This window comes from Sphingomonas sp., from assembly GCF_032114135.1.
Taxonomy (GTDB): domain Bacteria; phylum Pseudomonadota; class Alphaproteobacteria; order Sphingomonadales; family Sphingomonadaceae; genus Sphingomonas.
In genome coordinates, this window is record NZ_DAMCTA010000001.1 from 1,396,991 (window position 1) to 1,420,353 (window position 23,363).

The window sequence follows — 23,363 nt, forward strand, 5'->3', positions numbered from 1 at the left end:
GGGTTTTTCATCTTCTCGTCTCCAAGGCCTTAATGTTGCACTGCAAAATGACTTCGTTTTCCACAATCCGCGTTGCGTTGTTCCAGCCTGAAATCGCAGGGAATGTCGGCACCATCTTGCGGCTGGCGGCGTGCATGGGGGTGGCGGTGGATCTGATCGAGCCTATGGGTTTTCCCTGGGGCGACCGCGCCCGCAAACGCGCGGCGATGGACTATGAAGCCGAGACGCTGCGCCATGCCGACTGGAATGCGTTCGAGACACGACTGCCCGGCAGGCTGGTGCTGTTCACCACCCGCGGCGGCACCCGCCTGCCCGAGGCGCGGTTTGCGCCGGGCGATACGCTGCTGTTCGGCGCGGAGAGCAGCGGCGTGCCCGATTTCGTGCACGATCGCGCCGATGCTGCGGTGCGAATACCCCTTAAGCCCGAGTTGCGCTCCTTGAACCTCGCCGTCGCAACGGGCATCGGGCTCGCCGAGGCGCTCCGCCAGACAGAGGGATTCCCGCAGTGATTGAGCTCGACGAACAGCAGCAGCGCGCCCGGACCTGGTTCGAGGGCCTGCGCGATTCGATCTGCGCCGAGTTCGAGGCGATCGAGCGCGAGGCCGGCTCGGACGCCTCATTCGACTATCTCGCCTGGGACCGCGTCGATGCGAGCGGCGCGCCCGGCGGCGGGGGCGTGCGCGGGGTGATGAAGGGTCGGGTGTTCGAGAAGGTGGGCGTCAACGTCTCCACCGTCGGCGGCGCCTTCGAGGGCGATTTCGCCAAGACCATCCACGGCGCGGGCGAGGATCCCAGCTTCTTCGCCACCGGCATCAGCCTGGTCGCGCACATGGCGAACCCGCATGTCCCCGCGGTGCACATGAACACGCGGTTCCTGACGACCACCAAGCGCTGGTTCGGCGGCGGCGCCGATCTCAACCCGCCGCTGCCCTATGACGAGGACACCGCCGCGTTTCATGCCCGGCTGCAGGCCGCCTGCGACCTGCACGACCCGACCTATTACCCACGCTTCAAGGCCTGGGCGGACGACTATTTCTACATCCCCCATCGCAAGGTGCATCGCGGCGTCGGCGGGATCTTTTACGATCACCTCGAAGGCGATTGGGAAGCCGATTTCGCGCTGACCCAGGATGTCGGACGCGCGTTTCTGGACATCTATCCCAAGCTTGTACGCCGGCGCATGAACCAGCCGTTCGACGACGCCGATCGCCAGCGCCAGCTCGAGTGGCGCGGCCGCTATGCCGAGTTCAACCTGATCTACGATCGCGGCACGCTGTTCGGCCTCAAGACCGGCGGCAATGTCGACGCGATCCTGATGAGCCTGCCGCCGATGGCCGCCTGGAGCTGACCCCATGGGCCTGCTGCCCGTCGCGAACGATCACCTCGCCACCATCGTGACCACGCTGGAGATGCGCGACCGGCCCAAGCCCCGGCCGGTCCCGCCCTCCCCGTTCCGGCTGATCCACTGGCCTGCGCCCGATAGCGAGAAGTATCGCGCGCTGTTTCGCCGGGTGGGCGGGCCGTGGCTCTGGTATTCGCGGCTGGTGATGGACGAAGCGCGGATGCGGGTGATTCTCGAGGATCCGCAGGTCGCGGTCTACGCGGTAACCGATCGCGCGGGCGTGGAAGTCGGCATGCTCGAACTCGACTTCCGCACGGACGCCACTTGCGAACTCGCCTATGTCGGGCTGGTGCCGGAGATCGCCGGCAAGGGCCATGGCGGCTGGCTGATGGCGCAGGCACTGGCCTTTGCCTGGCGCAAAGACGTGTCGCGCGTCTGGGTCCACACCTGCACGCTCGACCACCCCGCCGCACTCGGCTTCTACCGCCGGCATGGCTTCGTGCCGATCAAGCGCACGATCGAGACCTTCCCCGATCCGCGCCTGCTCGGCGTGCTACCCGCCGACGCGGCGCCTCACATTCCCTGCCTCGGCTCGGTCGCGCGATAGGCGGCGACGCGTAGGATCACCAATGCGGTCCACACGCCCGCGCCGATCACCGACAGCAGAAGATAGCCAAGGAACTCGGGCACCACGCCGCCGCCCGCCGCAGTCGCAAGCAGCCCGGTGAAGACGCTCGCGACGGCCATCGCGCCAATGCCGCCGGCAAAAATCATCGCCGCGACCAGCAGGAAGAGCAGCCCGGTCACGCCACTGCTGCGCAGCCAGCCCTGCTTGAACGCTTCGATCAGCCCCGCCTCGGGGCGGGCAGCATAGGCGGGCGCCGCCAGCCAGGTCCGTGCGAAGAGGAAGAGCCCGGGCGCAATGAACAGCGAGAAGCCGAGCTGGAAGCCGATGCTCACCGCCACCTCGAGCAGCAGGAAGGGGAACAGGCGGCGAAGCGCCGCGGTCATCACCTGCCCCAGCGTCTGCCCCTGGCCGCGCAGATACAGGCTGAACAGCGCCAGAATGCCATAGTCGACCGCCAGATAGGCGATCGCGATCGGTACCACGTTCGCCTCGACGAACTTCTGGTAGAAGGCAAGCAGCACCGCCTGATCGGAAAGCGATTCCAGATCGGGCGCGCCTTGCACCATTAGCAGCAGCATGCCGAGGCTCGGCAGCAGGAAGAACAGCCCGGCGACAGGGAACACGAGGGTGCGCTCGCGCTGCCAGAGGGTCTTTGCGTCGGCGAACAGGCCGGCCAGGCGCAACGTCATGCCGGCCACACCGAATCGGTCGCCGTCAGCGCGACATAGAGCCTGCCCTGGAACGCGGCGAGCAGCACCACCACCACCGCCTGCACGCTTGCGGTGACGAGCGCAGTGAGCAACAGCGCGGTGGTCAGGCCCGGCGCATTGCCGAACAGCAACGCGAACACGCTGCCGAACACCAGCTTCGCCGCCAGCTGCGCAATCCCGCCGATCACCATGAACAGCAGCAACAGTCCGAAGATCCGCCAGCCATGCCCGCGGGTGAGCGCCCAGGAACGCCCGATCGCGCCGAACAACAGCCGCTCGCGCAACACCACCGTGCTGACCAGGAGCAATCGCGTGGCGAGAAAGAAGCCGGCGATGATCAGCACCAGCCCCCACAGCGCGACCATGCTCGAAGTCTGGGGATCGACGACGATATTCGCTCCCTGCCCCGCGGCGATCGCCATCAGGTCATAGCCACGGGTTGCGAGGATCAGCGGCACGGGCAGCATCGCCACCGCCGCCACGATCCCGATCGCGATCGCAACGAGCAGCGCCGCCGGCAACCGTCGCACCGCCAGCCGCCCCGCGTCCGCAAGGCCGCGTTCGCCCGTCGCCAGCGCGATCACGGTCAGCGAGCCCCAGAAGGAGACGATCGCCAGAAATATGGCCAACATCCCCACCGCCAGGCGGACGCCGGGGCTCGCGGTCGCCGCCGCCACCGACACGCCGCTGTTGATCACGCCGGGCGCGACGAACGCCGCCAGCGCCAGCGGCACCAGCGTACCGAGATGCTCCCCGACGAACGCCGTGGTCCGATCCCAGACGATGCTCATTTTTGCCATGCGGCGAAGTCCTTGCGTGAGGGACCCGGGGTGTTAGCCGGGGGGCACCGCCTTGCCAATGCTTGCCTTGGGAGCCGGATGGGCGCAAGCGGCGGCGATCATGCATGAAACCATCGAATGGCGGGTCGAGCCCCGGCCGATCGACTATGCCGAAGCCCATGCCGCGATGGAGGGGCGCGCCGCCGCCGTCACCGCGCATACGGCGCAGGAACTGGTCTGGCTGCTCGAGCATCCGCCGGTCTACACCGCCGGCACCAGCGCGGATCCCGCCGAGATGCTCGATCCGCGCTTCCCCGTGCACCGCACCGGGCGCGGCGGACGCTATACCTATCATGGGCCCGGCCAGCGCATCGGCTATGTCGTGCTCGACCTGCGCGAGCGGCTCCGCGACGTACGCAACTATGTCCACGCGATTGAAGGCTGGGTGATCGCGGCGCTGGGGGAATGCGACATCGAGGCGTTCCGCGCGCCCGGACGGATCGGCATCTGGACGCTCGATCAAGGCTTAGAGGCGAAGATCGGGGCGATCGGCGTGCGAATCCGCCAATGGGTGACGCTGCACGGGTTCGCGATCAATCTCGATCCGGACCTGACCCATTTCACCGGCATCGTGCCCTGCGGAATCGCCGAATTCCCCGTCACCAGCGCCGCCAGGCTGGGCAAACCGATTGCGACGGACCGCTTCGACCAGGCCTTGCAGGCCACATTTTTGCCATTTTTGGACGCTCTGGATCGCGCGGGATAAATTCGAGTCTTGAGGGTGTCCCCCGAACCGTCTAATACCCAGCACGGTTTGGGTATTAACGGCGTACAAGCGTCGTCCAAATCCATTATCTAGGGAGCTATTACATGCGTGCAGTCCTTTCGAAGATCGTTGCTGGTTCGATGATCGCCGGTGCGGCCCTCCTGGCCTCGGCGTGCACCAGCAACACCGAGACCAACGTCAACAACACCACCGAAGTCGTGGCTCCGGAAAACACCACCGACGCTTCGGTCACCAACGTTGACGTCGCTGCTCCGGTCGACAACGGCGCGATGACCGACAACGCCATGATGAACGCTTCGAACGCGATGTAATCATCGCGCTTCGGCGTACGTTACGAAAGGGCCGTCCGGGCGACCGGGCGGCCCTTCTCGTTTCGGAACCGGCCCCTCCCCGCATCCGACGGATCGTCGTGTTTCGAAAAAAGGGGCTTGGGCGACGAATCGAAACGCCCTAACGATCATCTCTCATAGCGGTATCAAGAGGATGGGATGCTCGGTCGGCGTATCACTTTGGGCATGGCTGCCCTCGCGGCAATGTGCGTTTCGGCGCCTGCCTCGGCGCAATTCTTCTTCAAGTCGGTGGATCTGTCGGGTCCGCCCGTAACCGGCACCGAGCCGGGCATGCTTGCTCAGGCGATGCCCGATGCCTCGCCGGCGGAGCTCCGTGCCGCGCTGGTATGGAGCCTGCGCGCGGGGCTCAACGTTGCTGCACTGCAGTGCAAGTTCGAGCCGACATTGCTGGCGGACGATAACTACGTCGCCGCTCGCAAAGACCATGATGACGAGTTCAATAAAGCATATGATACGCTTGAGAAATATTTCTTAAAAACGTCGAAGACGAAGAAGGCCGCGCAGAACGCGCTCGACGTGTTCTCGACCCGCGTCTATTCGAGCTTTTCCACCGTCTCTGGTCAGCTGTCTTTCTGCCAGACGGCCGCCTCAATCGGCCAGGAGGTGGTGTACGCGCCGCGCGGGACGGTGGGCGACGTGGCACAGCGCCGGATGCGCGAGCTGCGCGAGAGCCTCAAGGCCTGGGGCGAACAGCATTTCCGCACCCGCCGGGCGACCTTTGTCTGGCCGGTCCTGCGTCCGCTGCCGCAGTTCGGCAACGACAAATGCTGGCGTGACGGCGAGTATCAAGCGCGCAAGTGCGGCGCGTTGAGCTGAATCAAACGCCATTGGAATGAGGAAGGGGGTGGCCGCCGTGCCACCCCTTTTTCGTTAGCGAAGGCCCAGCATCTTGTGGGTCTGCAGCGTGAGACGCCAGCGCGGTCGCTCCATCGCCACCGCGATCGCCGCGCGGGCGTTCGCTTCGACCTCGGCGCTGTCCATCGGCTGGATCAGGAAATGGGCGAAATCCCAGCCTTCGATCGCCTCTAGGTCCGTGCCCGCCTGGGGCCAGACCAGCTTGAGCTCGTCACCGCGCCGCTGCGCCACCGCGCTCCCCGCCTTGGGGCTGATGCATACCCAGTCGATGCCGGGATGCACCGGCAGCGTGCCGTTGCTCTCGATGGCGATGCGAAATCCGCGGGCGTGGAGCGCTTCGACCAGCGCATCGTCGATCTGGAGCATCGGCTCCCCGCCCGTCAGCACCACGAAGCGCCTTTCGTCACCGGGTCCCCAATGCCCCTCCACCGCCGAAACCAAGGTCGCGGCATCGGCGAACCGTCCGCCGCCCAGGCCGTCGATCCCGACGAAATCGGTATCGCAGAAGCGGCACACTGCGGTCGCGCGGTCTTCCTCGCGACCCGACCACAGGTTGCAGCCGGCGAAGCGGACGAACACCGCCCGCGCGCCTGCATTTACGCCCTCCCCCTGCAGGGTGAGGAACATCTCCTTGACGGCGTAGCTCATGGATGGACGGCGTAGCGGGTCGGATCGGGCAGCCCGGCTTCCTCGAACCCGCGCGCGCGCAGCCGGCAGCTGTCGCACAGCCCGCAGTGCAGGCCTTCGGGCGTCGGGTCGTAGCACGACCAGCTCATCCCGGCATCGAGCCCCAGCCGGGCCGCCTCGCGGACGATATCGGCCTTGCTCATGTTCTGCAGCGGCGCCTGGATGCGGAAGGGCGCGCCCTCCACGCCCGCCTTGGTGGCCAACTCGGCGAGCTTCTCGAAGCCGGCGATGAACTCGGGCCGGCAATCGGGATAGCCCGAATAATCGAGCGCGTTGACGCCGATATACAGGTCGCGCGCGCCCGCGGCCTCGGCCCAGCCAAGCGCGAGGCTGAGAAAGATCGTGTTGCGCGCCGGCACATAGGTGATCGGAATGTCGCTGCCGACACCGGTCTTGGGCACGTCGATATCGGCGGTGAGCGCCGACCCGCCGAACGCGCGCAGATCGAGCGGCAGGACGACGTGCCGCTCGGCGCCGAGCAGCGCGGCGATCTTGGCAGCTGCGTCCAGCTCGACCTTGTGGCGCTGGTTATAGTCGATCGACAGCGCGAGCAGGCGGTGGCCGTCCTCGCGGGCACGCGCGGCGGAGACCATGGAATCGAGTCCGCCCGAAACCAGGGCGATGGCAATGCTTTGAGTCATCGGCGGCATGTAGGGGCTCAGGCCGGCAAAAAAATGGCCGCCCCCGAAGGGACGGCCGGAAAGGATAGAAATGGGAAAACCAAACCAGGGAGAGACACCTCCCTGGGGACCTCATCCTTCTACCCCCAACCCGTTAACGAATGGTAACCAAGCCGCTCAGGAACAGTCCCCGATGCGCTTGGCATCGTAGGTTTCCGAGAAGGGCTGGCCGTCGATCACGCCCTGCATCTCGACGGTCACCTGGCGCGGCGTGTCCGTGGTGATGCGGGTAAGCATCGAACCATGGCCTGCGCAGACGCTGCGGACGGTCGCGCGACTGGCAGCGCTTTCCATCACGACATTCTGGCAGGGCGTTGTAACCTTCTCGGGGCGCAGGATCTGATAGGGGTCACGCACGCACATCATGCGCTCGCCGCCCTCGCTGTCGCGGACCGCCCATTTGCCCTTCTGGATGAGGTTGATCGCCGGCACGTCGACGGGACGCGCGGTCGCCGCCGCGGCACCGGGCCGCTGCTGCGCGGACGCGCTCGCCGTCACCAACGCCAGCCCGGCCACCACCGACAACTGCATCCAGGACACTCGTTTGTTCACCCGTTTCAACTCCCGATCGGGTCGGCGCCGCTCCCACGGCACCGTTCCCCGACTCGCATATCATAGGAGCATTACGGCTTTACAACGACGGCGGAACGAAATCGGCAAGTGCCACCGGGAACTGCTTGGAACAGAAGGCACAATCAACCTTGATCACGCCACCCTCATCGGCCATCGCCGCGCGCTCTTCCTCGGGGAACTTGGCGAGCACCTGCTGGATATAGTCGGCCCCGCAGCGGCAGCCGCGCGACAGATCATGACCGGCGAGCATGCGGACCTCGCTCTCCTCATTGAACAGCCGCCACACGAGGGCTTCCAGGGGGATCGTCGCATCGGCCAGCTCGTCGGCACCCATCGTGCCGCCCAGCGCCTCGACATGCTGCCATTCGGGATGGTCGAGCCGCACGTGCAGCCGCTCGCGTCCCACCTCGCCCTCGGGCAGATGCTGGAGGAACAAGCCGCCGGCGATCACCTTGCCGGTGGTCTTGTCCTTGTGCACGCCGAGGCGCACCAGTGTCGGGATCTGTTCCGACTGGAGGAAATAGCTCTGCGCCGCCTCGGCGATCGAGGCGCCTTCCAGCGGCACGATGCCCTGGTAACGTTCGTTGGTGAGCGCCTGGTCGAAGGTCACCGCCAGATAGCCGCCGTTGAACAACGCGCTTAGCGACGGGTTCTTGCCGAGCCGGCTAAGCCGCGTGGCGTCGAACTGGACATAGCCGCGCAGCTCGCCATTCTTGTAGTCGCATACCATCAGGCTGACGATGCCGCGCTGGGTCTGCGCCTGCAGAGTCATCTGCCCCTCGGCATCCTTGAGCGTGCTGCCGAGCAGCGCGGTGAGCGTCAGCGCCTCGGCCAGCAGCTTCTCGATCGGCGCGGGATAGGCATGCGCCGACAGAATCTCGTTCAGCACCGGCCCCAGCCGCGTGACGCGGCCACGGACATGGCGCTCGGGAATGGCAAAGCCGGTCACGCGATCGAGATCGGCGGCGGGAACGGGGTGGGTCACGATACGTCTCCGGCATTCGTTTGCGGGCGCGAGAAGTCCGGGTGACTCCGCGCGTTCCGACGAACGCATTTTCTGGGTTCGGAGGTGTAAATAGGGGTTTGGCGGCGGGAAACAATGTGGGTTCCCGCCGCGGAGGGCCCGCGCGATACGCCCAGCCAGACTGATGCGCGCCGCCGCATGCCACAAGGGCAACGCCTGCGCTTGCGCCGTCGCGACCCGGTGGTCGCGATCGGATCAGCGGGCGCGCTTGTTGGCCTTGCGGGCCGCGTAGCGCGCGTCGCGTGCCGCCTTGCGATCCGCCTCGGTGGGTACCGGGACGGCCGCTGCGGCTTCTACCGCACGGATCGCTTCTGCCCTGCTCTCGCGCTTGGCAGCAGCAAGTGCCTCGCGCTCGGCGAGCGCCGCTGCACGCTTTTCGGCGTTGGCCTTTTCCGCCGCCACGCGACGCTCCTTGGCCGCTGCCAGGGCATCGGCATCGACGACGGGCCGTGCCCGGAGCATCGCCAGCGCCTTGCTTTTCGCCGTAGCCGACGCGCTCGCGCGTTCCTGAAATCCCGGCGCCGTATATGCTACCATGTTCTTACAGACTCCCAACACGCGTCGGTACGCGGACGACGGCACCGGTGATCACCTTGCGGCCATAGGCCTTGGCGATGATCGCCGTATCGGCGCTGCTGTTCATCACCACGCGCGTGCCGCCGGACTGCAGCGTCTCGATCGCGCTGATGGCGATGCTGCGCTTGGCGCAGGTCGCGATGACATGCTCTTTCGCGGCGCTGACGTTGATTGCTCTGGACATGCTGTCCTCCGTTTCCTGAAGCAGGGAGCTCCCGCTCGATCCAAATGGAAACGGGCGCGCATGTGCATGCCCGCCCGATCCGTAGTGCTTCAGGCCGACTGAAGATTGACGGCCGAGGTCTTGCCCCGACGGTCCGTCTCCAGCTCGTAGGTAACGCGCTGGTCCTTATCGAGCGTGTGCATGCCTGCGCGCTCGACGGCCGAGATGTGAACAAAGGCGTCACCGCCGCCGGTTTCCGGCGCGATAAAGCCATAGCCCTTGTCGTTATTGAAGAATTTTACGGTTCCGGTGATCATATGGGCATCCTTTGTCCCAGGCATGACGGGCATGCGCCAACAGCGGCACATCCCGGCTTCGGTGAGGCTAGAAAGGGACAAAGGGGGGAGCCTAAGCGGCCCAATATCCGTCGCATGCGACGTCAGCATTTGTCATATGGGGTGCCCCCACAAGGATTGTTAGGGTGTTCGCCGAATTTTGTGCGGAACCCATCGATTATTTAGCAGTTTGAACCGATACAGGCCTTTGCGCCGTTCATCTCGGCATCTGGCGCGCGCCAATATTTAAAGATGTACGTAGTTTTACCGCTGTATCCGAACCGCGGCGCGCGTCTCTTTCTATGAAGAAAAGATGAAGCTCCCCGCTGTCTCCTTCTCCGCCCTGGCGTCGCTGGCGCCGCCGCGCAGCACCGCCACCGGCGCTACGGCGAACGCGGTACCCTCCAGGCAGGAGGAGATGGCCGCGCGCAAGTTGCAGCAGGCGAAGGACGCCGTCGCAACCCTCAAGACGATCAAGAGCAAGACCAGCGACGACCAACGGGCGCGCGAGGCGCAGAAGGTGCAGGAACTAAAGGCGCGGCTGCAGGCGCTCAAGATGATCTATGCGGGCGACCCCAAGAAGCTCGCCCGGGCGGCCGCGCAGATAGCGCGCGAACTCGCCGCGGCGGTGAAGAGCTATACCAGCGCCGGGGGCAGCACGGCCGAACTGGCCGGCGCGGATAGTGAGGACGCTTCGGCCAGCGCGGCGACGCCGGCGGGCGAGGCCAAGGCCGACGCGCCTGCCGCAGGTGGGGGCGAAGCGACGCCCCAGGCCGAGACTGCCGAGAAGGACAAGGCGGCAGCCGAAGGCGAAGCGGCCAAGCCCGGAGGTACCGCGCTCGGCACGAACAAGGCGGCCGACGAGAAGCGCGCCGCCGATACCGCGCGTGCCAAGGCCGACGACAATTTTAAGAACGAAGCTCGCGCCCTCGCCCGCGAGCTCAAGGCCGCGCTGCGCCGCAAGTACCATAAGCATCGCGACGACGACCCTCGCGACGGCGGCGACCTGCAATCGTCGGAGCAGGCGCTGGCCGCGGTCGAGCAGGCGGTCGGCGCGCTGCCGATGGCCGAGGTCGCCGCGGTGAGCGCGCTGGCGGGGATCTAAAGCCCCTCCCGCTTGCGGGAGGGGTTGGGGGGGGACTGACGTGGTGGTTCCGTCTTGAGCGCCACCGCACGCTAGGCCGTCCTCCCCTCCCCTAGCCCCTCCCGCACGCGGGAGGGGAACGCAGGCTGGGGAGCCTGGGCTTCAAATCTGCCCGAAACACCAGCGCAGGACCGACTTCTGCGCATGCAGCCGGTTCTCGGCCTCGGGCCAGATCAGCGATTGCGGACCGTCGATCACCGCGTCGGTCACTTCCTCGCCGCGGTGCGCGGGCAGGCAGTGGAGGAAGCGGGCGTCGGGCTTGGCCGCGGCCATCAGCGCCTCGTCGACCTGGAAGGGCATCATCGCATTGAGCTTGGTCTCGGCATGGGCCTGGCCCATCGAGATCCAGGTATCGGTGACGATGATGTCGGCGCCTTCCACCGCTTCGCGCGCGGTGCCGACGACGCGGGCGCGACCACGCCCACGGGCGACATCGGCGTCGCTCGGCTGATAGCCCTGCGGGCAGGCGGCGACGACGTCGAAGTGCATCAGCCCGCCGGCTTCCATGATCGAGGCGAGCACGTTGTTGCCGTCGCCCAGCCACGCGACCTTGAGGCCGGGCAGCGCCTTGCCGCTCTCGAGGATGGTCAGCAGGTCCGCCATGATCTGGCAGGGGTGCGAGGCATCGGTGAGGCCGTTGATCACCGGCACGCTGGCGTGCTTTGCCATGTCGAGCACCTTCTGGTGATCGTCGGTGCGGATCATGATCGCGTCGACATAGCCCGAGAGCACGCGCGCGGTATCGGCGATGCTCTCGCCGCGGCCGAGCTGCATCGAGCCGGCGTCCATCACGATGCTGGTGCCGCCGAGCTGGCGGATCGCCATGTCGAACGACACGCGGGTGCGGGTGCTGTTCTTCTCGAAGATCATCGCCAGCACATGGCCGGTGAGCGGCGCATCGGCATCGGGCTTGCCCTTGGGCCAGCCGGCACGCGCGGTCTTGCGGGCCATCGCGTCGTTCAGCATCGCCGCGATCGCGTCGGGGCCGGCATCGGTGAGATCGATAAAGTGGCGGGTCATAACATCCTCCCCGGCACGGGGAGGGGGACCGCGACGCGGAGCGTCGGGGTGGAGGGGGCCCTCCACCCGCGACGCCCTTTGCGGAGAGCCCCCTCCACCATGCTTCGCATGGTCCCCCTCCCCGTCCCGGGGAGGATCGGTTCAGTCCTCAGGCCGCAGCCGCCGGCGCAAAGCTGCGCGCGCCGGCGCTCAGCTTGTCGACCGCCTCGGCGATGTGGCTTTCGTCGATCACCAGCGGCGGCAGCACGCGAAACACGTTCTCGCCCGCGGCCACGGTCAACAGCCCGTGATGGTCGCGCAGATGGGCGACGAAGTCGCGGCTCACCACGCTGTCCTTCATCTTGATGCCGAGCATCAGCCCCTTGCCGCGGATTTCCTCGAACAAATGATCATGGTTGGGGATCATCTGCTCGAAGGCCTGGCGGAGCCGCTCGCCCATGCGGGTGACATGCTCGAGGAAGCCGGGCTCCTCCATCACGTCGAGCACTGCCATGCCCGCCGCCATCGCCAGCGGGTTGCCGCCATAGGTGGAGCCATGCGTGCCGGCGACCATGCCCTTGGCCGCTTCCTCGGTGGCGAGGCAGGCGCCGAGCGGGAAGCCCGCGCCGATACCCTTGGCCGAGGTCATGATGTCCGGCGTGATGCCGTAATGCTCATAGGCCCACATCTTGCCGGTACGGCCATAGCCGCACTGGATCTCGTCGAGGATCAGCAGCAGGCCGTGCTCGTCCGCGGCCTTGCGCAGGCCCTGGATGAACTCGGGCCGGCCGGCGGTCATGCCGCCCTCTCCCTGGATCGTCTCGACCAGGAATCCCGCGGTCTCGTCGTCGATCTTGGCGATCGCCCCTTCGAGATCGTTGAACGGCACATAGTCGAAGCCCGGCAGCAGCGGCTCGAACCCGTCGCGCATCTTGCCCTGGTCGGTCGCCGAGATCGCCCCCAGCGAACGGCCGTGGAAGGCGTTCTTGAAGGTGATCAGCTTGTGCCGCTGCGGGTTGCCATTGGCATAGTGATAGCGGCGCGCGACCTTGATCGCGCACTCGATCGCCTCGACGCCCGAATTGGTGAAGAACACCGTGTCGGCGAAGCTGTGCTTGAGCAGCCGCTCGGCAAATGCCTCGCCCTGGGGCGAACCGTACAGGTTGGACACGTGCATCAGCGTGGCGGCCTGGTCGGCGATCGTCTTCACCAGATGCGGGTGGCCATGGCCCAGCGCGTTGACGGCGATACCGGCGGCGAAATCGAGATAGCGTTCCCCTCGTTCCCCGATCAGGTAGCAGCCCTCGCCTCGCACCGGCCGCACACCGCACCGCGGGTAGACGGGCATGAGCGGGGTGATGGTCATGGGAACGATACTCCTTACGAGAAAAGGGGTGGGGAAACTCCAGAAACGCAAAAGGGCGACCTATCCGGGCCGCCCTCTCGCATTTCTAAGGCCGCTGCCCCCCACAGGTCAACCTGCCATTATGGCTGTGCCGGCATGCGGTGGTTCCACTGCGCGATCACGCCGCGCGACCGGCCATAATCCGCCGTGCACGCCATATAGCGGGGATAGAATTGAAGCGGCTTGGCCCGGGCGTCGATCGCCTGCCACTGGCTGCAGCTCTTGCCGTCGAAGCGATGCGTCTCAGGCGGCTCGCCGCCGGGAATGCCGCCATTGCCCAGCACCGCCATGTTCAGCCCGCCCCTGGCGATCCCAAGATCCGCCACCGCCGCGGCCGAGAAGACATAGACCTGCGTCTCCATCAGATTGACCGCGCGCAGCGCCGCGCTGACCACCGACCAGCGCTGCGTCGGCGTGCCGTCGCCATTCCAAGGCCCGGCAGCCATCGACGTGTTGACCATCAGCGTGACGTCGGCCGGACGGTCCTCCCCCGCCGCACGCCGCGCCGCAAGCACCGGCTCCAGGAACATGCCGAAGCGCGCACCGCCATCCATATACAGGTTGGTGCTGCGATCGGTCTGCAGCGTCACCGGCGGGACGCCCGGCGGCACCGAGGCGGAAGCGAGCAGCGCATCGACATAGCAGCCCTGGATGCGCGCAAGATCGCCGGCGGCGCGCGTCGACAGCGTCCGCGCGGCCAGCTCGGTCATGTCGATGCCATAGCCGGCACCGTCGTCGAGATTGCTGACGCCGACGAACAGCTGGCGCTTGTTGACCACCCATTCCTGGCCGACCGCGCGCAGCGTGCCCACCGTCATGATCTGCAGCAGACGATCGCGCAGCGGCGCGAAGCTGGCGGTGGATCCCTTGAGCAGCGCCCCAGCTATGGCCCCGCCCCTCCGGGTCCGCATCAGATCGGCCTCCTGCGCGATCGAATAGGCGAGCACGAGATCGCCGACATTGGACTCGCCCGGTGTCACTACCAGCCCCGTGGCGCCGTCCTTGCCGGACATCGGCCCGTCCACCCAGCCATAGCCGCGATCGCTCGGTACCGGCTGGTTGGCGAGGAACAGCAGGGTGCTTTGCAGCGAGCCGGTGCTGACGCCGGTGACGATGTCCCAATCCGGCAGCGTGTCGTGCTTCGCACGCGCTGCCGCCTGCATGCCGTAGAAGAAGCCCGCCCCGAAGGCGCCGTGCTGCCCGCCACCACTGAGCGCGAGGAACTGGTCGCGCGGGACGCCCGTGATGGCGGCGCGCCGCAGCCCGGCGTTGCGCAGGCGCCGTGCTTGCAGCGCTCGGCCCAGTTCAGCGACTTCGGGGGTCTCCGCCTGGTCGAGTACCGTCGCAGCGGCGGCATCGGGCCCCCGCCAGGGCTGGTGCCATTTCGGTCCGACGGTGAGCGGGAGTACCTTGTAGTTGCAACCCGCAATCGGCTTCGGCCGCGGCTGGCTGCACCCCGCCAGCCACCCACCTGCTGCGACCAGCAGCAGCATCACGCGCAAAGATTTCATCACACCCCCCCGTCCCCAGGCGCACCCCCGCGCGCCCTGCCGTCGTGCTACCGGGAAGAAGTTATTCTTTCGTAACGACATCGCGCAAGGCGGCGAATACCTCGCCATCGATCGCCTTGCCGACTTCCCCAGCCATGATGCCCAATGCCTGTTCTACCGACAGCGCGGCGCGATAGGGGCGATCGGCGGTGAGCGCGTCGTAGAAGTCGCAGACGGTGATGATCCGCGCCTCGCGCGCGATCAGCATCGCATCGAGGCCCAGCGGATAGCCGCGCCCGTCGAGCCGCTCGTGGTGCGCGCCCGCCATCGCCGCCATGTCGCGCAGCGGCGCGATGCGCGACAGGATCGCGGTGGTGTGCGCGGCATGGCTGCGCATCTCTTCCCATTCGATCTCGTCGAGCTTGCCCGGCTTTTCCAGCACCCGGCTGCTTACCGCCAGCTTGCCGACATCGTGGAGCATCGCACCGCGCTTGAGCGTGCGCAGCGGTGCGCCCTCGACGCCCAGCGCCCGCCCCAGCGCTTCGGTATAGGCACCCACCCGCCCCGAATGACCGCCGGTATAGGGGCTCTTCGCATCGATCACCGCACCGAAGGCGGCGGCGATGTCGTCGAGATAGTCCTCGTCGACCGCGACGCGCTGCTCTTTGGGCTCGAAGGCGCGGACTCGCGCCTCGAGAGCAGGGTGCGCGAGGTCCGGCCAGAAACCGGGCTCGCGCGTCGCCAGTGTGGCAAAACACCGTGCCAGCGCCGGATCGAACCAGCTACCCGCGCGCGCCGCCACCTCTTCGGTCGCCGCATCGGGGCCGCCCGCCTGATGGAAAACATCGACGATCTGCGCGAGCAGCGCCAGCTGCGCCGCCAGCGGAATCGCGTCGCCGCGCAGGCCCAGCGGCTTGCCGCTGCCGTCCCAATGCTCGTCGAGCGAGGCGATCGCCTGCGCCACCGGCTCGGGGAATCGCAACTGGCGGGCGATGTCGGCGCCACGGGTGCAGCGCGTCTGGATCAGGTCGGTGACGATGGCATTGCCGTCGCGCAGGATGGCGAGGATCGCCTTGGCCCGCGCGCCGAGCCGCTGGCCCTGGCCGGTGCGGGTGAAGACGTAGCGCAGCGTCGGCCCCAGCCCCACCGCGAGCAGCTTGTGTTCCTGCTTCACCCGGCGATCGTCGGCGAGATAGAGTTCGGCGATCCGCGCGGCGTTGCTGCTGCAGCCAAGATCCTTGAGCAGCGTCGCATAATAGACCGTCCGGCGGTCCGCGGCAGGAAGCTGCAGCGCCACCGCCATCCGGCTGGCGATCCAGCAGGCGCGCAGCGAATGCCCCGCGGGCTGCCCCTCGGTCAGATCGAGCGCGTAGGAAAAGGCACCCAGTATCTCGGCCAGCGAGGTGGTACCGCTGGACCGGGCATCGAAATGGGCGGAATCATAGTGCAGCATGGGCGGCGTCCCTGGGGAGCCGCAGCCATACCCCAACACGGCTTAAAGCCGGGTTGCGCTTAACTCTTAATCTTCCAACCCCGGCGCAGCAGTGCGTAGCAGAACAGCCCCAGCACCACGTCCAGCGTCAGGATCACCACGCTGCCGATCAAGATCGGCGAGTCGGCGACGCCGAGGAACCCGTAGCGGAAGCCCGAGATGATGTAGAAGAACGGGTTGGAATGGCTGATCGCACGGAACACCGGCGACAGATTCTCCACCGAGTAGAAGGTGCCCGACAGCAACGCGAGCGGCGCCACGACGAAATTGGTCACCGCCGCCGCGTGATCGAACTTCTCCGCCCAGATCGAGGTCATCACGCCCATCAGCGCGAGAAACAGCGAACCGAGGAAACCGAACCACAGCACCGCCCAGAAATGCGCCGGGAAGACGTGAATGCCCCACAATGCCATCGCCAGCCATACCGCGCCGCCGACGCAGAAGGCGCGTGTCACCGATCCGCCCGCCAGCGCCGCCAGCATCTCGCCGGTGGAAAGCGGCGGCATCAGATAGTCGACGATGGTGCCCTGAATCTTGCCGACGAGCAGCGAGAAGCTGGCATTGGCGAAGGCGTTCTGCAGCATGCCCATCACGATCAGACCGGGGGCGATGAAATCTGCGTAGTGAATCGGGACACCGTCGAGCACCAGCACACGGCCGCCGCCGCCCAGCGCCACCGTGAAGATCACCAGATAGAGGAGGGTTGTAACCGCGGGCGCCCACACCGTCTGGAGCTGCACCTTGAAGAAACGGCGCACCTCCTTGATATAGAGGGTGCGCAAGCCTCCCCAGTTGACGTTGCGAATCACCGGAACGCCCGGCTCGGGAAGCTGTGAACCGATTTCGGGGTGGCTGCTCATGACGCGATCGCGTACCCGCTGACGCCGCTGCCCGCAAGACGAAGGAACCGAAGTGAGCTGGACCGACGAGCGTATCGAGACGCTGAAGAAGATGTGGGACAGCGGCCTGACCGCGACGCAGATCGCCGAGGAACTGGGCGGTGTGTCGCGCAATGCGGTGATCGGCAAGGCGCACCGCCTCGGCCTGCCCTCGCGCCCGTCGCCGGTGAAGTCCAACGAAGCCAAGGCAGCCGCGGCTGCTGCACCTGCGGCTGCTGCGCCGGCCGAGCCCAAGCCGGCACCCGCGCCCAAGCCCGCCCCGGCACCCGCGGCGCCTCGCCCCCAGGCGGCGGCGCCCGCACCGGCAGCGACACCGCGTCCGGCGCCCCCCGCGCCTGCCGCACCTTCGCCCGTCGAGGATAGCGACATCGACGACGCCTCCGAAGCAGCCGAACCTGCAGCGCCGCGTGCACCGCAGCAGGTGCTTCGTTCGGTCGGCCCGGGTGGCTTCATCCGCCAGAATCCGGGCGAGCAGGCCCCGCCGAGCACCCCGGCGCCGCCCCGCCGCCTCGTCCCCGCCAAGCCGAGCGAGGCGATCGCGGGCAAGACGACGCTGCTCGATCTCAACGACAAGATCTGCAAATGGCCGCTCGGCCACCCGGGCGAGCCGGACTTCCACTTCTGCGGCGACAAGGTGAATCCGGGCTTCCCGTACTGCGTCGCGCATTGCGGCCACGCCTATCAGGCGCAGCTCCCGCGCCGCGACCGTCGCCCCGCGCCGACCATGCCCTTTGGCGGCACGCCCCGCCCGCGTTGAAGCTCGGCAAGCCTCTCCACCCGCGTTCCCCTCCCGCTTGCGGGAGGGGCTAGGGGAGGGGCTCAAATCCAGCTGCGCTTCTTCCACATCAGTCCCTCCCCCGACCCCTCCCGCAAGCGGGAGGGGAGCGATGGCCGCCAAGGCCGGTCAGCCTCCCAGCCGGCAAACCCCACCCCCGCCTTGCGCGGACACCCCCGCACCCCCTATACGTTCCGCATGTCCGAAGACCTCTTCGCTGCGCCCTCCGTCCCCGCCGGCACCTATGACGCCTCCTCGATCGAGGTGCTCGAAGGGCTGGAGCCGGTACGGCGCCGGCCGGGCATGTATATCGGCGGCACCGACGAGCGCGCGCTCCACCACCTCGCCGCCGAAATCCTCGACAACGCGATGGACGAAGCCGTCGCCGGCCATGCCAACCGCATCGAGGTGACGCTGTCCGCGCCCAACCGCATCACCATCGTCGACAATGGCCGCGGCATGCCGGTCGATCCGCACCCGCGCTTCCCGGACAAGTCGGCGCTCGAGGTGATTCTCTCGATGCTCCACTCGGGCGGCAAATTCTCGGGCAAGGCGTACGCGACCTCGGGCGGCCTGCACGGCGTCGGCATCTCGGTGGTCAACGCGCTGTCGGTCGACACGGTCGTCGAGGTCGCGCGCGACAAGCAGCTCTACCGCCAGCGCTTCAGCCAGGGCCAGACGCTGGGGCCGCTGGAGAAGCTCGGCGGCACGCCCAACCGGCGCGGCACCAGCGTCGCCTTCACCCCCGATCCCGAGATCTTCGGCGAGATGCTGTTCAAGCCCGCGCGGCTGTACAAGCTCGCCCGCTCCAAGGCCTATCTGTTCGCCGGGGTCGAGATCCGCTGGAAGTGCGATCCGTCGCTGATCACCGACGACACGCCGGCCGAGGCGGTGTTCCAGTTCCCCGGCGGCCTCGCCGACCACCTCAAGGAGCAGGTCGGCAGCCGCGAATGCGCCACCGCCGACTTCTTCGCGGGCACCCAGGAATTCCCCGATTCGCAGGGCCGCGTCGAATGGGCGGTCGCCTGGCCGCTGTGGAGCGACGGCAGCTATAGCTGGTACTGCAACACCATCCCCACGCCCGATGGCGGCACCCACGAACAGGGCCTCCGCCAGGCATTGGTGCGGAGTCTTCGCAGTTTTGCCGATCTGGTCGGCAACAAGAAGGCCAAGGACCTCAACCCCGATGACGTGGTGACGGGCTCCGAGGTGATGCTGTCGGTGTTCATCCGCGAGCCGCAGTTCCAGAGCCAGACCAAGGACCGCCTCACCAGCCCCGAGGCGACCGCGCTCGTCGAGAAGGCGGTGCGCGACCATTTCGACCATTATCTCACCGACAATATGGAGCGCGGCAAGGCGCTGCTCGGCTATGTGCTGGAGCGGATGGACGATCGCCTGCGTCGCAAGCAGGAGCGCGAGGTCAAGCGCAAGTCGGCGACGAGCGGCCGCAAGCTGCGCCTGCCCGGGAAGCTGACCGACTGTTCGGCCGACAGCCCCGAGGGCACCGAGCTGTTCATCGTCGAGGGCGATTCGGCCGGCGGCTCGGCCAAGCAGGCGCGCGACCGCAAGACCCAGGCGATCCTGCCGATCCGCGGCAAGATCCTCAACGTCGCCAGCGCCACCTCGGCCAAGATCCTCGCCAACCAGGAAATCGCGGACCTTATCCAGGCGCTCGGCTGCGGCACCCGCAAGGACTGCGACGCGACGCATCTGCGCTACGAACGCATCATCATCATGACCGACGCGGACGTCGATGGCGCGCACATCGCGACGCTGCTGATGACCTTCTTCTTCCAGGAAATGCCGGACCTGGTGCGCAAGGGGCATCTCTACCTCGCCCAGCCCCCGCTCTACCGCCTGACGGTGGGGTCGAAGAGCCTCTACGCCCGCGACGACGCGCACCGCATCGAGATCGAGAAGACCGCGTTCAAGGGCAAGAAGGTGGAAGTCAGCCGGTTCAAGGGCCTCGGCGAGATGAACCCGAACCAGCTCAAGGAAACCACCATGGACCCCAAGACGCGCGGCATGCTGCGCGTGACGCTGCCGCAGGAATATGAGGAGCGCGCGGGGGTGAAGGACTTGGTCGACCGGCTGATGGGCAACAACCCCGCCCACCGCTTCGCCTTCATCCAGGAAAATGCGGCACGGCTCGACGAAGAGGTGATCGACGCCTGAGAGCGCGTCGCGGCTTGCGCGCCGCCGGACTACGTGTACCATCCTCCTAACACGGGGGGAGATAGTCGGATGCGTCTCATCGCCATCGTCGCGCCGCTGCTGGCCTGCGCGACGCCTTGCCTCGCCCAGACGGCGCCCGCGGCACCCGCCGCCGCGCCGGTGCAGGCGGCCAAGGAATTTCGCGACCGCGTCAACCAGCTGCCCGACCTGTTGCAGGGCAAGGGCGACTATGAAGCCGCCTTCTCGGACGCCTTCCGCGCGCAGGTGCCCAAGGCCACGTTCGACACCGTGCGCCAGCAGATCGCGGCATCGGCCGGCCCCTATTCGGACCTGCAGAAACTCGATGCAAAAACCCCGTGGTCGGGCACGATCATCGTCGAATATCGCGACGCGCTGGTCAGCATAGCGATCTCCGTCGATCCTGCCGGCGACCACCGCATCACCGGGCTGCTGGTGCAGGGCGTCACCGCGCGCGAGGCGACGCTCGACGCGGTCGAAGCCGCGCTCAAGGGGCTGCGGGGCCGCACCGGCTATGCGCTCGCAAAGCTGGGCGACGGCAAGCCGCAGCTGCTCCGCCAGCACAATGCCGACCAGGCCTTCGCGATCGGCTCCGAATTCAAGCTGGTGATCCTCGCCGAGCTGATCCGCGCGACCAACGCCGGCGAGCGCAGCTGGGACGACATGGTCACGCTCGACGGCAGCGAACTGCCCGGCGGCGGCTACACGGCCAAGCCGGCGGGGACCAAGGTCTCGCTGCGCGAACTGGCCACGCAGATGATCTCGATCAGCGACAACAGCGCGACCGACATCCTGCTGAAGACGCTGGGGCGGACCAAGGTGGAGGCGATGCTGCCGGTGCTCGGCATCGCCGATCCGGCGCGCAACCGGCCGTTCCTCGGCACCGCCGAGGCCTTCAAGCTCAAGACCATCCCGGCGCTGCGCGATCGCTATATCGCCGCGAACGAGGCCGGGCGCCGGGCGCTGCTCGCCGGCGAGGTGGCAGCGACGCCGCTCAGCAAGGTGGATGTCGGCCTGTTCTCCGCCGGCAAGCCGCTGTCGATCGACACGCTCGAATGGTTCGAAACGCCCGCCGATCTCGTCCGGGTGATGGACTGGATTCGCCGAAACACCGAAGGCCCCAGGGGCAAGGACGCGCGCGCGGTGCTGTCCAAGAACCCCGGCATCCCACCGCTGGCCGCCGGCAAATGGAGCTATGTCGGCTACAAGGGCGGCTCCGAGCCGGGGGTGATCGCGATGACGCTGCTGCTGCAGGGCAAGGACGGCAGCTGGACCGTCCTCTCCGCCAGCTGGAACGACCCCGCGCAGGAGGTCGAGCAGGGCCGCTTCGCCGGGCTGATCGGCAAGGCGGCCGAGCTCGCCGCCCCGTCTCAATAAGCGATCCGCACCGATCCGCGCACCGTGCGCGGGGCACCGGGATAGACCCACAGGCTGCTGTACGAGCTCATCGCGTACTGCGCATCGAACAGGTTGTCCGCCTCCAGCCGCACGCTGACGCGGCGGGAGAAAGCATATTCCGCCGCAGCCTTGGCCTTGACGTAGCCCGGCAACACCAGCCCGCTGCCGTCGATCGCGCCAATGCGGTCGCCGACATAAGCGAGGCCGCCGCTCACCGAGGGGCCCTTCCCGTCCGCATCGAGGAAGCGGCCGAGCAGAAAGACGGTGCCGGCGTGGGTCGGCACGTCGAGCACGCGGTCGGTCGCGAAGCTGCGGTCGAGCGTGCGGGCATGCGTCCAGGCATAGTTGGCGACGAGCTGCCAGTGGCGGGCGAGCCTGGCCGATCCGTCGAGCTCGATGCCGTGGCTGCGCAACCGGCCGACAGGCGCGTTGAAATTGGGGTCGACGGGATCGTTGGTCAGGATGTTGCGCTTCTCGATGGAGAACCAGCTGGCCGACAGGTCGACTCCCGGCAGCCGCGCCGAGGCCCCCAGCTCATAGCCCTTGCCCGTCTCCGGCGCGAAGCCGCTGCCGTCGCGGCCGGTGCCTGAGTTGAGCACGAAATTCTCGCCCCAGTTCGCGTGCAGGGCGAAACGCGGCTCGAGCCGATACTGCGCGCCGACGCGGAAGTGCACCGGATCGTCCACCGACCGGCCCACCGCACCAGTGCGGTTGTTGGCGATGCGCTGGCGATAGGGGTCATAGCGCACCGCGCCGCTCAGCGTCAGCCGGTCGGTGACCTCCCACAGATCCTGGAGATAGGCGGTCGCCGCCCAGCGCTTTTCGCGATTGTCGGTAAAAGGCGTGAGCGGCAGCGCGGTGCCGCCATACACGGGGGCGAACACGTCGACCGCATAGGGTGCGGCGGCGCTCGGGTTCCGGCGCAGCAGCCCCTCGCGATAGTCCAGCACCGTGCCCTTGAGGCCGAAGCTCAGTTGGTGGCGGGCGACGTGGCCAGTCAGCTCCATCCGGGCGGAAAGGTCGTCCACCGTATAGTTGCGCTGCCGCCGCTGCCGCCACAGGCTGCGCCCCACCAGCCGCGACGGGTCGGCGGAGAAACCGTTCAGCGATCCGGTACGCCACGCCACGCCGCCGTTGAGGGCCCAGCCGCCGCCGAGCGCGACCTCGCCGGTCAGCTGGTGGCGTTCGTTGCGGAAGCGAGTGACGCCGTTGCTCGGCTCGCCGAAATAGCGGTTCCGGGGCAGCGCGTTAGCGTCGCCGGCGATGGCCGGCATGCCGCGATCGAACGGCGTGTCGAAGCGCGTGATCTCGCCGACATAGGTGAGATGCACACCCGCGGTCGGCCGCCAGGTGACCGAGGGCGCGATCGTACGCCGCTTGAGCGTCACGAAATCGCGCCAGCCGTCGCTATCCTCCAGCGCGCCCACGACGCGCACCGCCAGCGTGCCAGTGATCGGCTGGTTGAGATCCAGCTCGGCGCGCTTCGTGTCGAACGATCCATAGGTGAGCGTGGCACTGCCCGTTGCAACCGTCCCCGGCGTCTTGCTCACCAGATTGACCCGTCCGCCGGGATCGGCATCCCCGAACAGCGCGCCCATCGGCCCCTTGAGCAGCTCGATCCGCTCGGTCGTGGCGGGGTCGCGCGGCGGGGCCATGCCGCGATTGGCGAGGAAGCCGTCGACATAATATTCGCCGCCACCGTCCGGCGTGCCGAGAAAACCGCGGATCGCGAAATTGTCCATCACGCCGCCGCGGTTGTTCTGATTGCTCACCCCGCTGACCAGCTCCAGCGCGTCGGACAGGCGATAGCTCCCGGCGGCGGTGAGCAGATCGCGCTCCAGCACTCGGCTCGATTGCGACATGCGCTCGGTCGCCGGGTCGGCGGACAGCGTGCGGTCCGTGTGCTGCTCGCGGGTACCGAGCACGACGATTTCCTGGCCGGCGGGATCGGTGTCGGGTTCGCGTTCCTCGGCGGCGGCGGGGAAGATCGCGCCAAGCGAAAGCAAGGCCGTGGCGAGGGTTACGCGCAAAATGAGTTGCCCTTTGTGTAATGTTGTATCATTGCGCTGCAGCATGTTG

Annotated in this window: 25 protein-coding genes; 10 read left to right on the forward strand and 15 right to left on the reverse strand. The window is 67.3% G+C overall.

What is annotated here, in order from left to right:
• The first annotated feature begins 65 nt into the window (after positions 1 to 65).
• From RT655_RS06455 to RT655_RS06465, 3 genes are read left to right on the forward strand one after another with little or no spacing between them, the layout of a single operon-like run.
• Positions 66 to 509, forward strand: a complete 444-nt coding sequence (locus tag RT655_RS06455) for a tRNA (cytidine(34)-2'-O)-methyltransferase (RefSeq protein WP_313536920.1) — start codon at positions 66 to 68, stop codon at positions 507 to 509.
• Entirely contained in the window at positions 506 to 1,348 is an 843-nt protein-coding gene (hemF, locus tag RT655_RS06460; RefSeq protein WP_313535644.1) for an oxygen-dependent coproporphyrinogen oxidase, read from the forward strand. Before RT655_RS06455 ends, hemF begins: the two co-directional genes overlap by 4 nt.
• Before the next feature lie 4 nt (positions 1,349 to 1,352).
• Positions 1,353 to 1,949 carry a GNAT family N-acetyltransferase gene (locus RT655_RS06465; RefSeq protein ID WP_313535645.1) on the forward strand — a complete coding sequence of 199 codons (597 nt, stop codon included), beginning with the start codon at positions 1,353 to 1,355 and terminating at the stop codon, positions 1,947 to 1,949.
• Here RT655_RS06465 and RT655_RS06470 read toward each other — a convergent pair.
• Both RT655_RS06470 and RT655_RS06475 read right to left on the reverse strand, forming a co-directional pair.
• Positions 1,916 to 2,659 (reverse strand): hypothetical protein, encoded by a 744-nt coding sequence (locus RT655_RS06470; RefSeq protein ID WP_313535647.1) that lies wholly within the window; start codon positions 2,657 to 2,659, stop codon positions 1,916 to 1,918. The genes RT655_RS06465 and RT655_RS06470 overlap by 34 nt on opposite strands.
• Entirely contained in the window at positions 2,656 to 3,480 is an 825-nt protein-coding gene (locus RT655_RS06475) for a hypothetical protein (RefSeq protein ID WP_313535649.1), read from the reverse strand. Before RT655_RS06475 ends, RT655_RS06470 begins: the two co-directional genes overlap by 4 nt.
• Before the next feature lie 100 nt (positions 3,481 to 3,580).
• Between RT655_RS06475 and lipB the strand changes: the two genes are divergently transcribed.
• The 3 genes from lipB (at position 3,581) to RT655_RS06490 (ending at position 5,412) form a co-directional block, all read left to right on the forward strand.
• On the forward strand, positions 3,581 to 4,225 hold the full coding sequence (lipB, locus tag RT655_RS06480) for a lipoyl(octanoyl) transferase LipB (protein WP_313535650.1): 645 nt from the start codon (positions 3,581 to 3,583) through the stop codon (positions 4,223 to 4,225).
• A gap of 104 nt (positions 4,226 to 4,329) precedes the next feature.
• Positions 4,330 to 4,557 (forward strand): hypothetical protein, encoded by a 228-nt coding sequence (locus RT655_RS06485; protein WP_313535652.1) that lies wholly within the window; start codon positions 4,330 to 4,332, stop codon positions 4,555 to 4,557.
• 204 nt (positions 4,558 to 4,761) lie between these two features.
• Positions 4,762 to 5,412, forward strand: coding sequence for a hypothetical protein (locus RT655_RS06490; protein ID WP_313535653.1), 651 nt, complete (start codon positions 4,762 to 4,764; stop codon positions 5,410 to 5,412).
• Between the two features lie 54 nt (positions 5,413 to 5,466).
• Here the strand turns inward: RT655_RS06490 and queE are convergent, their stop codons facing one another.
• From queE to RT655_RS06525, 7 genes are all read right to left on the reverse strand, one after another.
• Positions 5,467 to 6,099 carry a 7-carboxy-7-deazaguanine synthase gene (gene queE / locus RT655_RS06495; RefSeq protein ID WP_313535654.1) on the reverse strand — a complete coding sequence of 211 codons (633 nt, stop codon included), beginning with the start codon at positions 6,097 to 6,099 and terminating at the stop codon, positions 5,467 to 5,469.
• Entirely contained in the window at positions 6,096 to 6,788 is a 693-nt protein-coding gene (gene queC, locus RT655_RS06500; protein WP_313535655.1) for a 7-cyano-7-deazaguanine synthase QueC, read from the reverse strand. The genes queE and queC overlap by 4 nt, the downstream gene beginning before the upstream one ends.
• 147 nt (positions 6,789 to 6,935) lie before the next feature.
• The gene (locus RT655_RS06505) at positions 6,936 to 7,349 is read right to left on the reverse strand and encodes a DUF3617 family protein (RefSeq protein WP_313535656.1); all 414 of its coding nucleotides are present in this window, start codon (positions 7,347 to 7,349) and stop codon (positions 6,936 to 6,938) included.
• 100 nt (positions 7,350 to 7,449) lie between these two features.
• Positions 7,450 to 8,376, reverse strand: coding sequence for an Hsp33 family molecular chaperone HslO (locus tag RT655_RS06510; protein ID WP_313535657.1), 927 nt, complete (start codon positions 8,374 to 8,376; stop codon positions 7,450 to 7,452).
• Between the two features lie 234 nt (positions 8,377 to 8,610).
• The gene (locus RT655_RS06515) at positions 8,611 to 8,952 is read right to left on the reverse strand and encodes a DUF6481 family protein (RefSeq protein WP_313535658.1); all 342 of its coding nucleotides are present in this window, start codon (positions 8,950 to 8,952) and stop codon (positions 8,611 to 8,613) included.
• Positions 8,953 to 8,956: 4 nt separating this feature from the next.
• Entirely contained in the window at positions 8,957 to 9,175 is a 219-nt protein-coding gene (locus tag RT655_RS06520; protein ID WP_313535659.1) for a hypothetical protein, read from the reverse strand.
• Positions 9,176 to 9,264: 89 nt separating this feature from the next.
• Complete coding sequence (locus tag RT655_RS06525) at positions 9,265 to 9,471, reverse strand: cold-shock protein (protein ID WP_121074684.1); 207 nt, start codon at positions 9,469 to 9,471, stop codon at positions 9,265 to 9,267.
• A gap of 331 nt (positions 9,472 to 9,802) precedes the next feature.
• On the opposite strand from RT655_RS06525, the gene RT655_RS06530 reads away from it, so the two are divergent.
• On the forward strand, positions 9,803 to 10,594 hold the full coding sequence (locus RT655_RS06530) for a hypothetical protein (RefSeq protein ID WP_313535660.1): 792 nt from the start codon (positions 9,803 to 9,805) through the stop codon (positions 10,592 to 10,594).
• Positions 10,595 to 10,735: 141 nt separating this feature from the next.
• Here the strand turns inward: RT655_RS06530 and argF are convergent, their stop codons facing one another.
• The 5 genes from argF to RT655_RS06555 all read right to left on the reverse strand — a co-directional run bounded on the left by argF (position 10,736) and on the right by RT655_RS06555 (position 16,879).
• On the reverse strand, positions 10,736 to 11,653 hold the full coding sequence (gene argF / locus RT655_RS06535) for an ornithine carbamoyltransferase (protein ID WP_313535661.1): 918 nt from the start codon (positions 11,651 to 11,653) through the stop codon (positions 10,736 to 10,738).
• 148 nt (positions 11,654 to 11,801) lie between these two features.
• Positions 11,802 to 12,998: an aspartate aminotransferase family protein gene (locus RT655_RS06540; RefSeq protein ID WP_313535663.1), complete on the reverse strand. Its 1,197-nt coding sequence runs from the start codon at positions 12,996 to 12,998 to the stop codon at positions 11,802 to 11,804.
• 119 nt (positions 12,999 to 13,117) lie between these two features.
• A complete protein-coding gene (locus tag RT655_RS06545; protein WP_313535664.1) occupies positions 13,118 to 14,548 on the reverse strand; it encodes a patatin-like phospholipase family protein in 1,431 nt (476 codons plus the stop codon).
• 61 nt (positions 14,549 to 14,609) lie between these two features.
• Entirely contained in the window at positions 14,610 to 15,980 is a 1,371-nt protein-coding gene (locus RT655_RS06550; RefSeq protein ID WP_313535665.1) for an HD domain-containing phosphohydrolase, read from the reverse strand.
• 59 nt (positions 15,981 to 16,039) lie between these two features.
• Complete coding sequence (locus RT655_RS06555) at positions 16,040 to 16,879, reverse strand: ABC transporter permease (protein ID WP_313535666.1); 840 nt, start codon at positions 16,877 to 16,879, stop codon at positions 16,040 to 16,042.
• Positions 16,880 to 16,931: 52 nt separating this feature from the next.
• On the opposite strand from RT655_RS06555, the gene RT655_RS06560 reads away from it, so the two are divergent.
• The 3 genes from RT655_RS06560 to RT655_RS06570 all read left to right on the forward strand — a co-directional run bounded on the left by RT655_RS06560 (position 16,932) and on the right by RT655_RS06570 (position 21,263).
• Positions 16,932 to 17,675: a GcrA family cell cycle regulator gene (locus RT655_RS06560; RefSeq protein WP_313535667.1), complete on the forward strand. Its 744-nt coding sequence runs from the start codon at positions 16,932 to 16,934 to the stop codon at positions 17,673 to 17,675.
• A gap of 216 nt (positions 17,676 to 17,891) precedes the next feature.
• Entirely contained in the window at positions 17,892 to 19,868 is a 1,977-nt protein-coding gene (gene parE, locus RT655_RS06565; protein ID WP_313535668.1) for a DNA topoisomerase IV subunit B, read from the forward strand.
• Between the two features lie 69 nt (positions 19,869 to 19,937).
• A complete protein-coding gene (locus tag RT655_RS06570; RefSeq protein ID WP_313535669.1) occupies positions 19,938 to 21,263 on the forward strand; it encodes a serine hydrolase in 1,326 nt (441 codons plus the stop codon).
• Here the strand turns inward: RT655_RS06570 and RT655_RS06575 are convergent.
• Positions 21,257 to 23,314, reverse strand: a complete 2,058-nt coding sequence (locus tag RT655_RS06575; protein WP_313535670.1) for a TonB-dependent siderophore receptor — start codon at positions 23,312 to 23,314, stop codon at positions 21,257 to 21,259. The genes RT655_RS06570 and RT655_RS06575 overlap by 7 nt on opposite strands.
• Between the last annotated feature and the right edge of the window lie 49 nt (positions 23,315 to 23,363).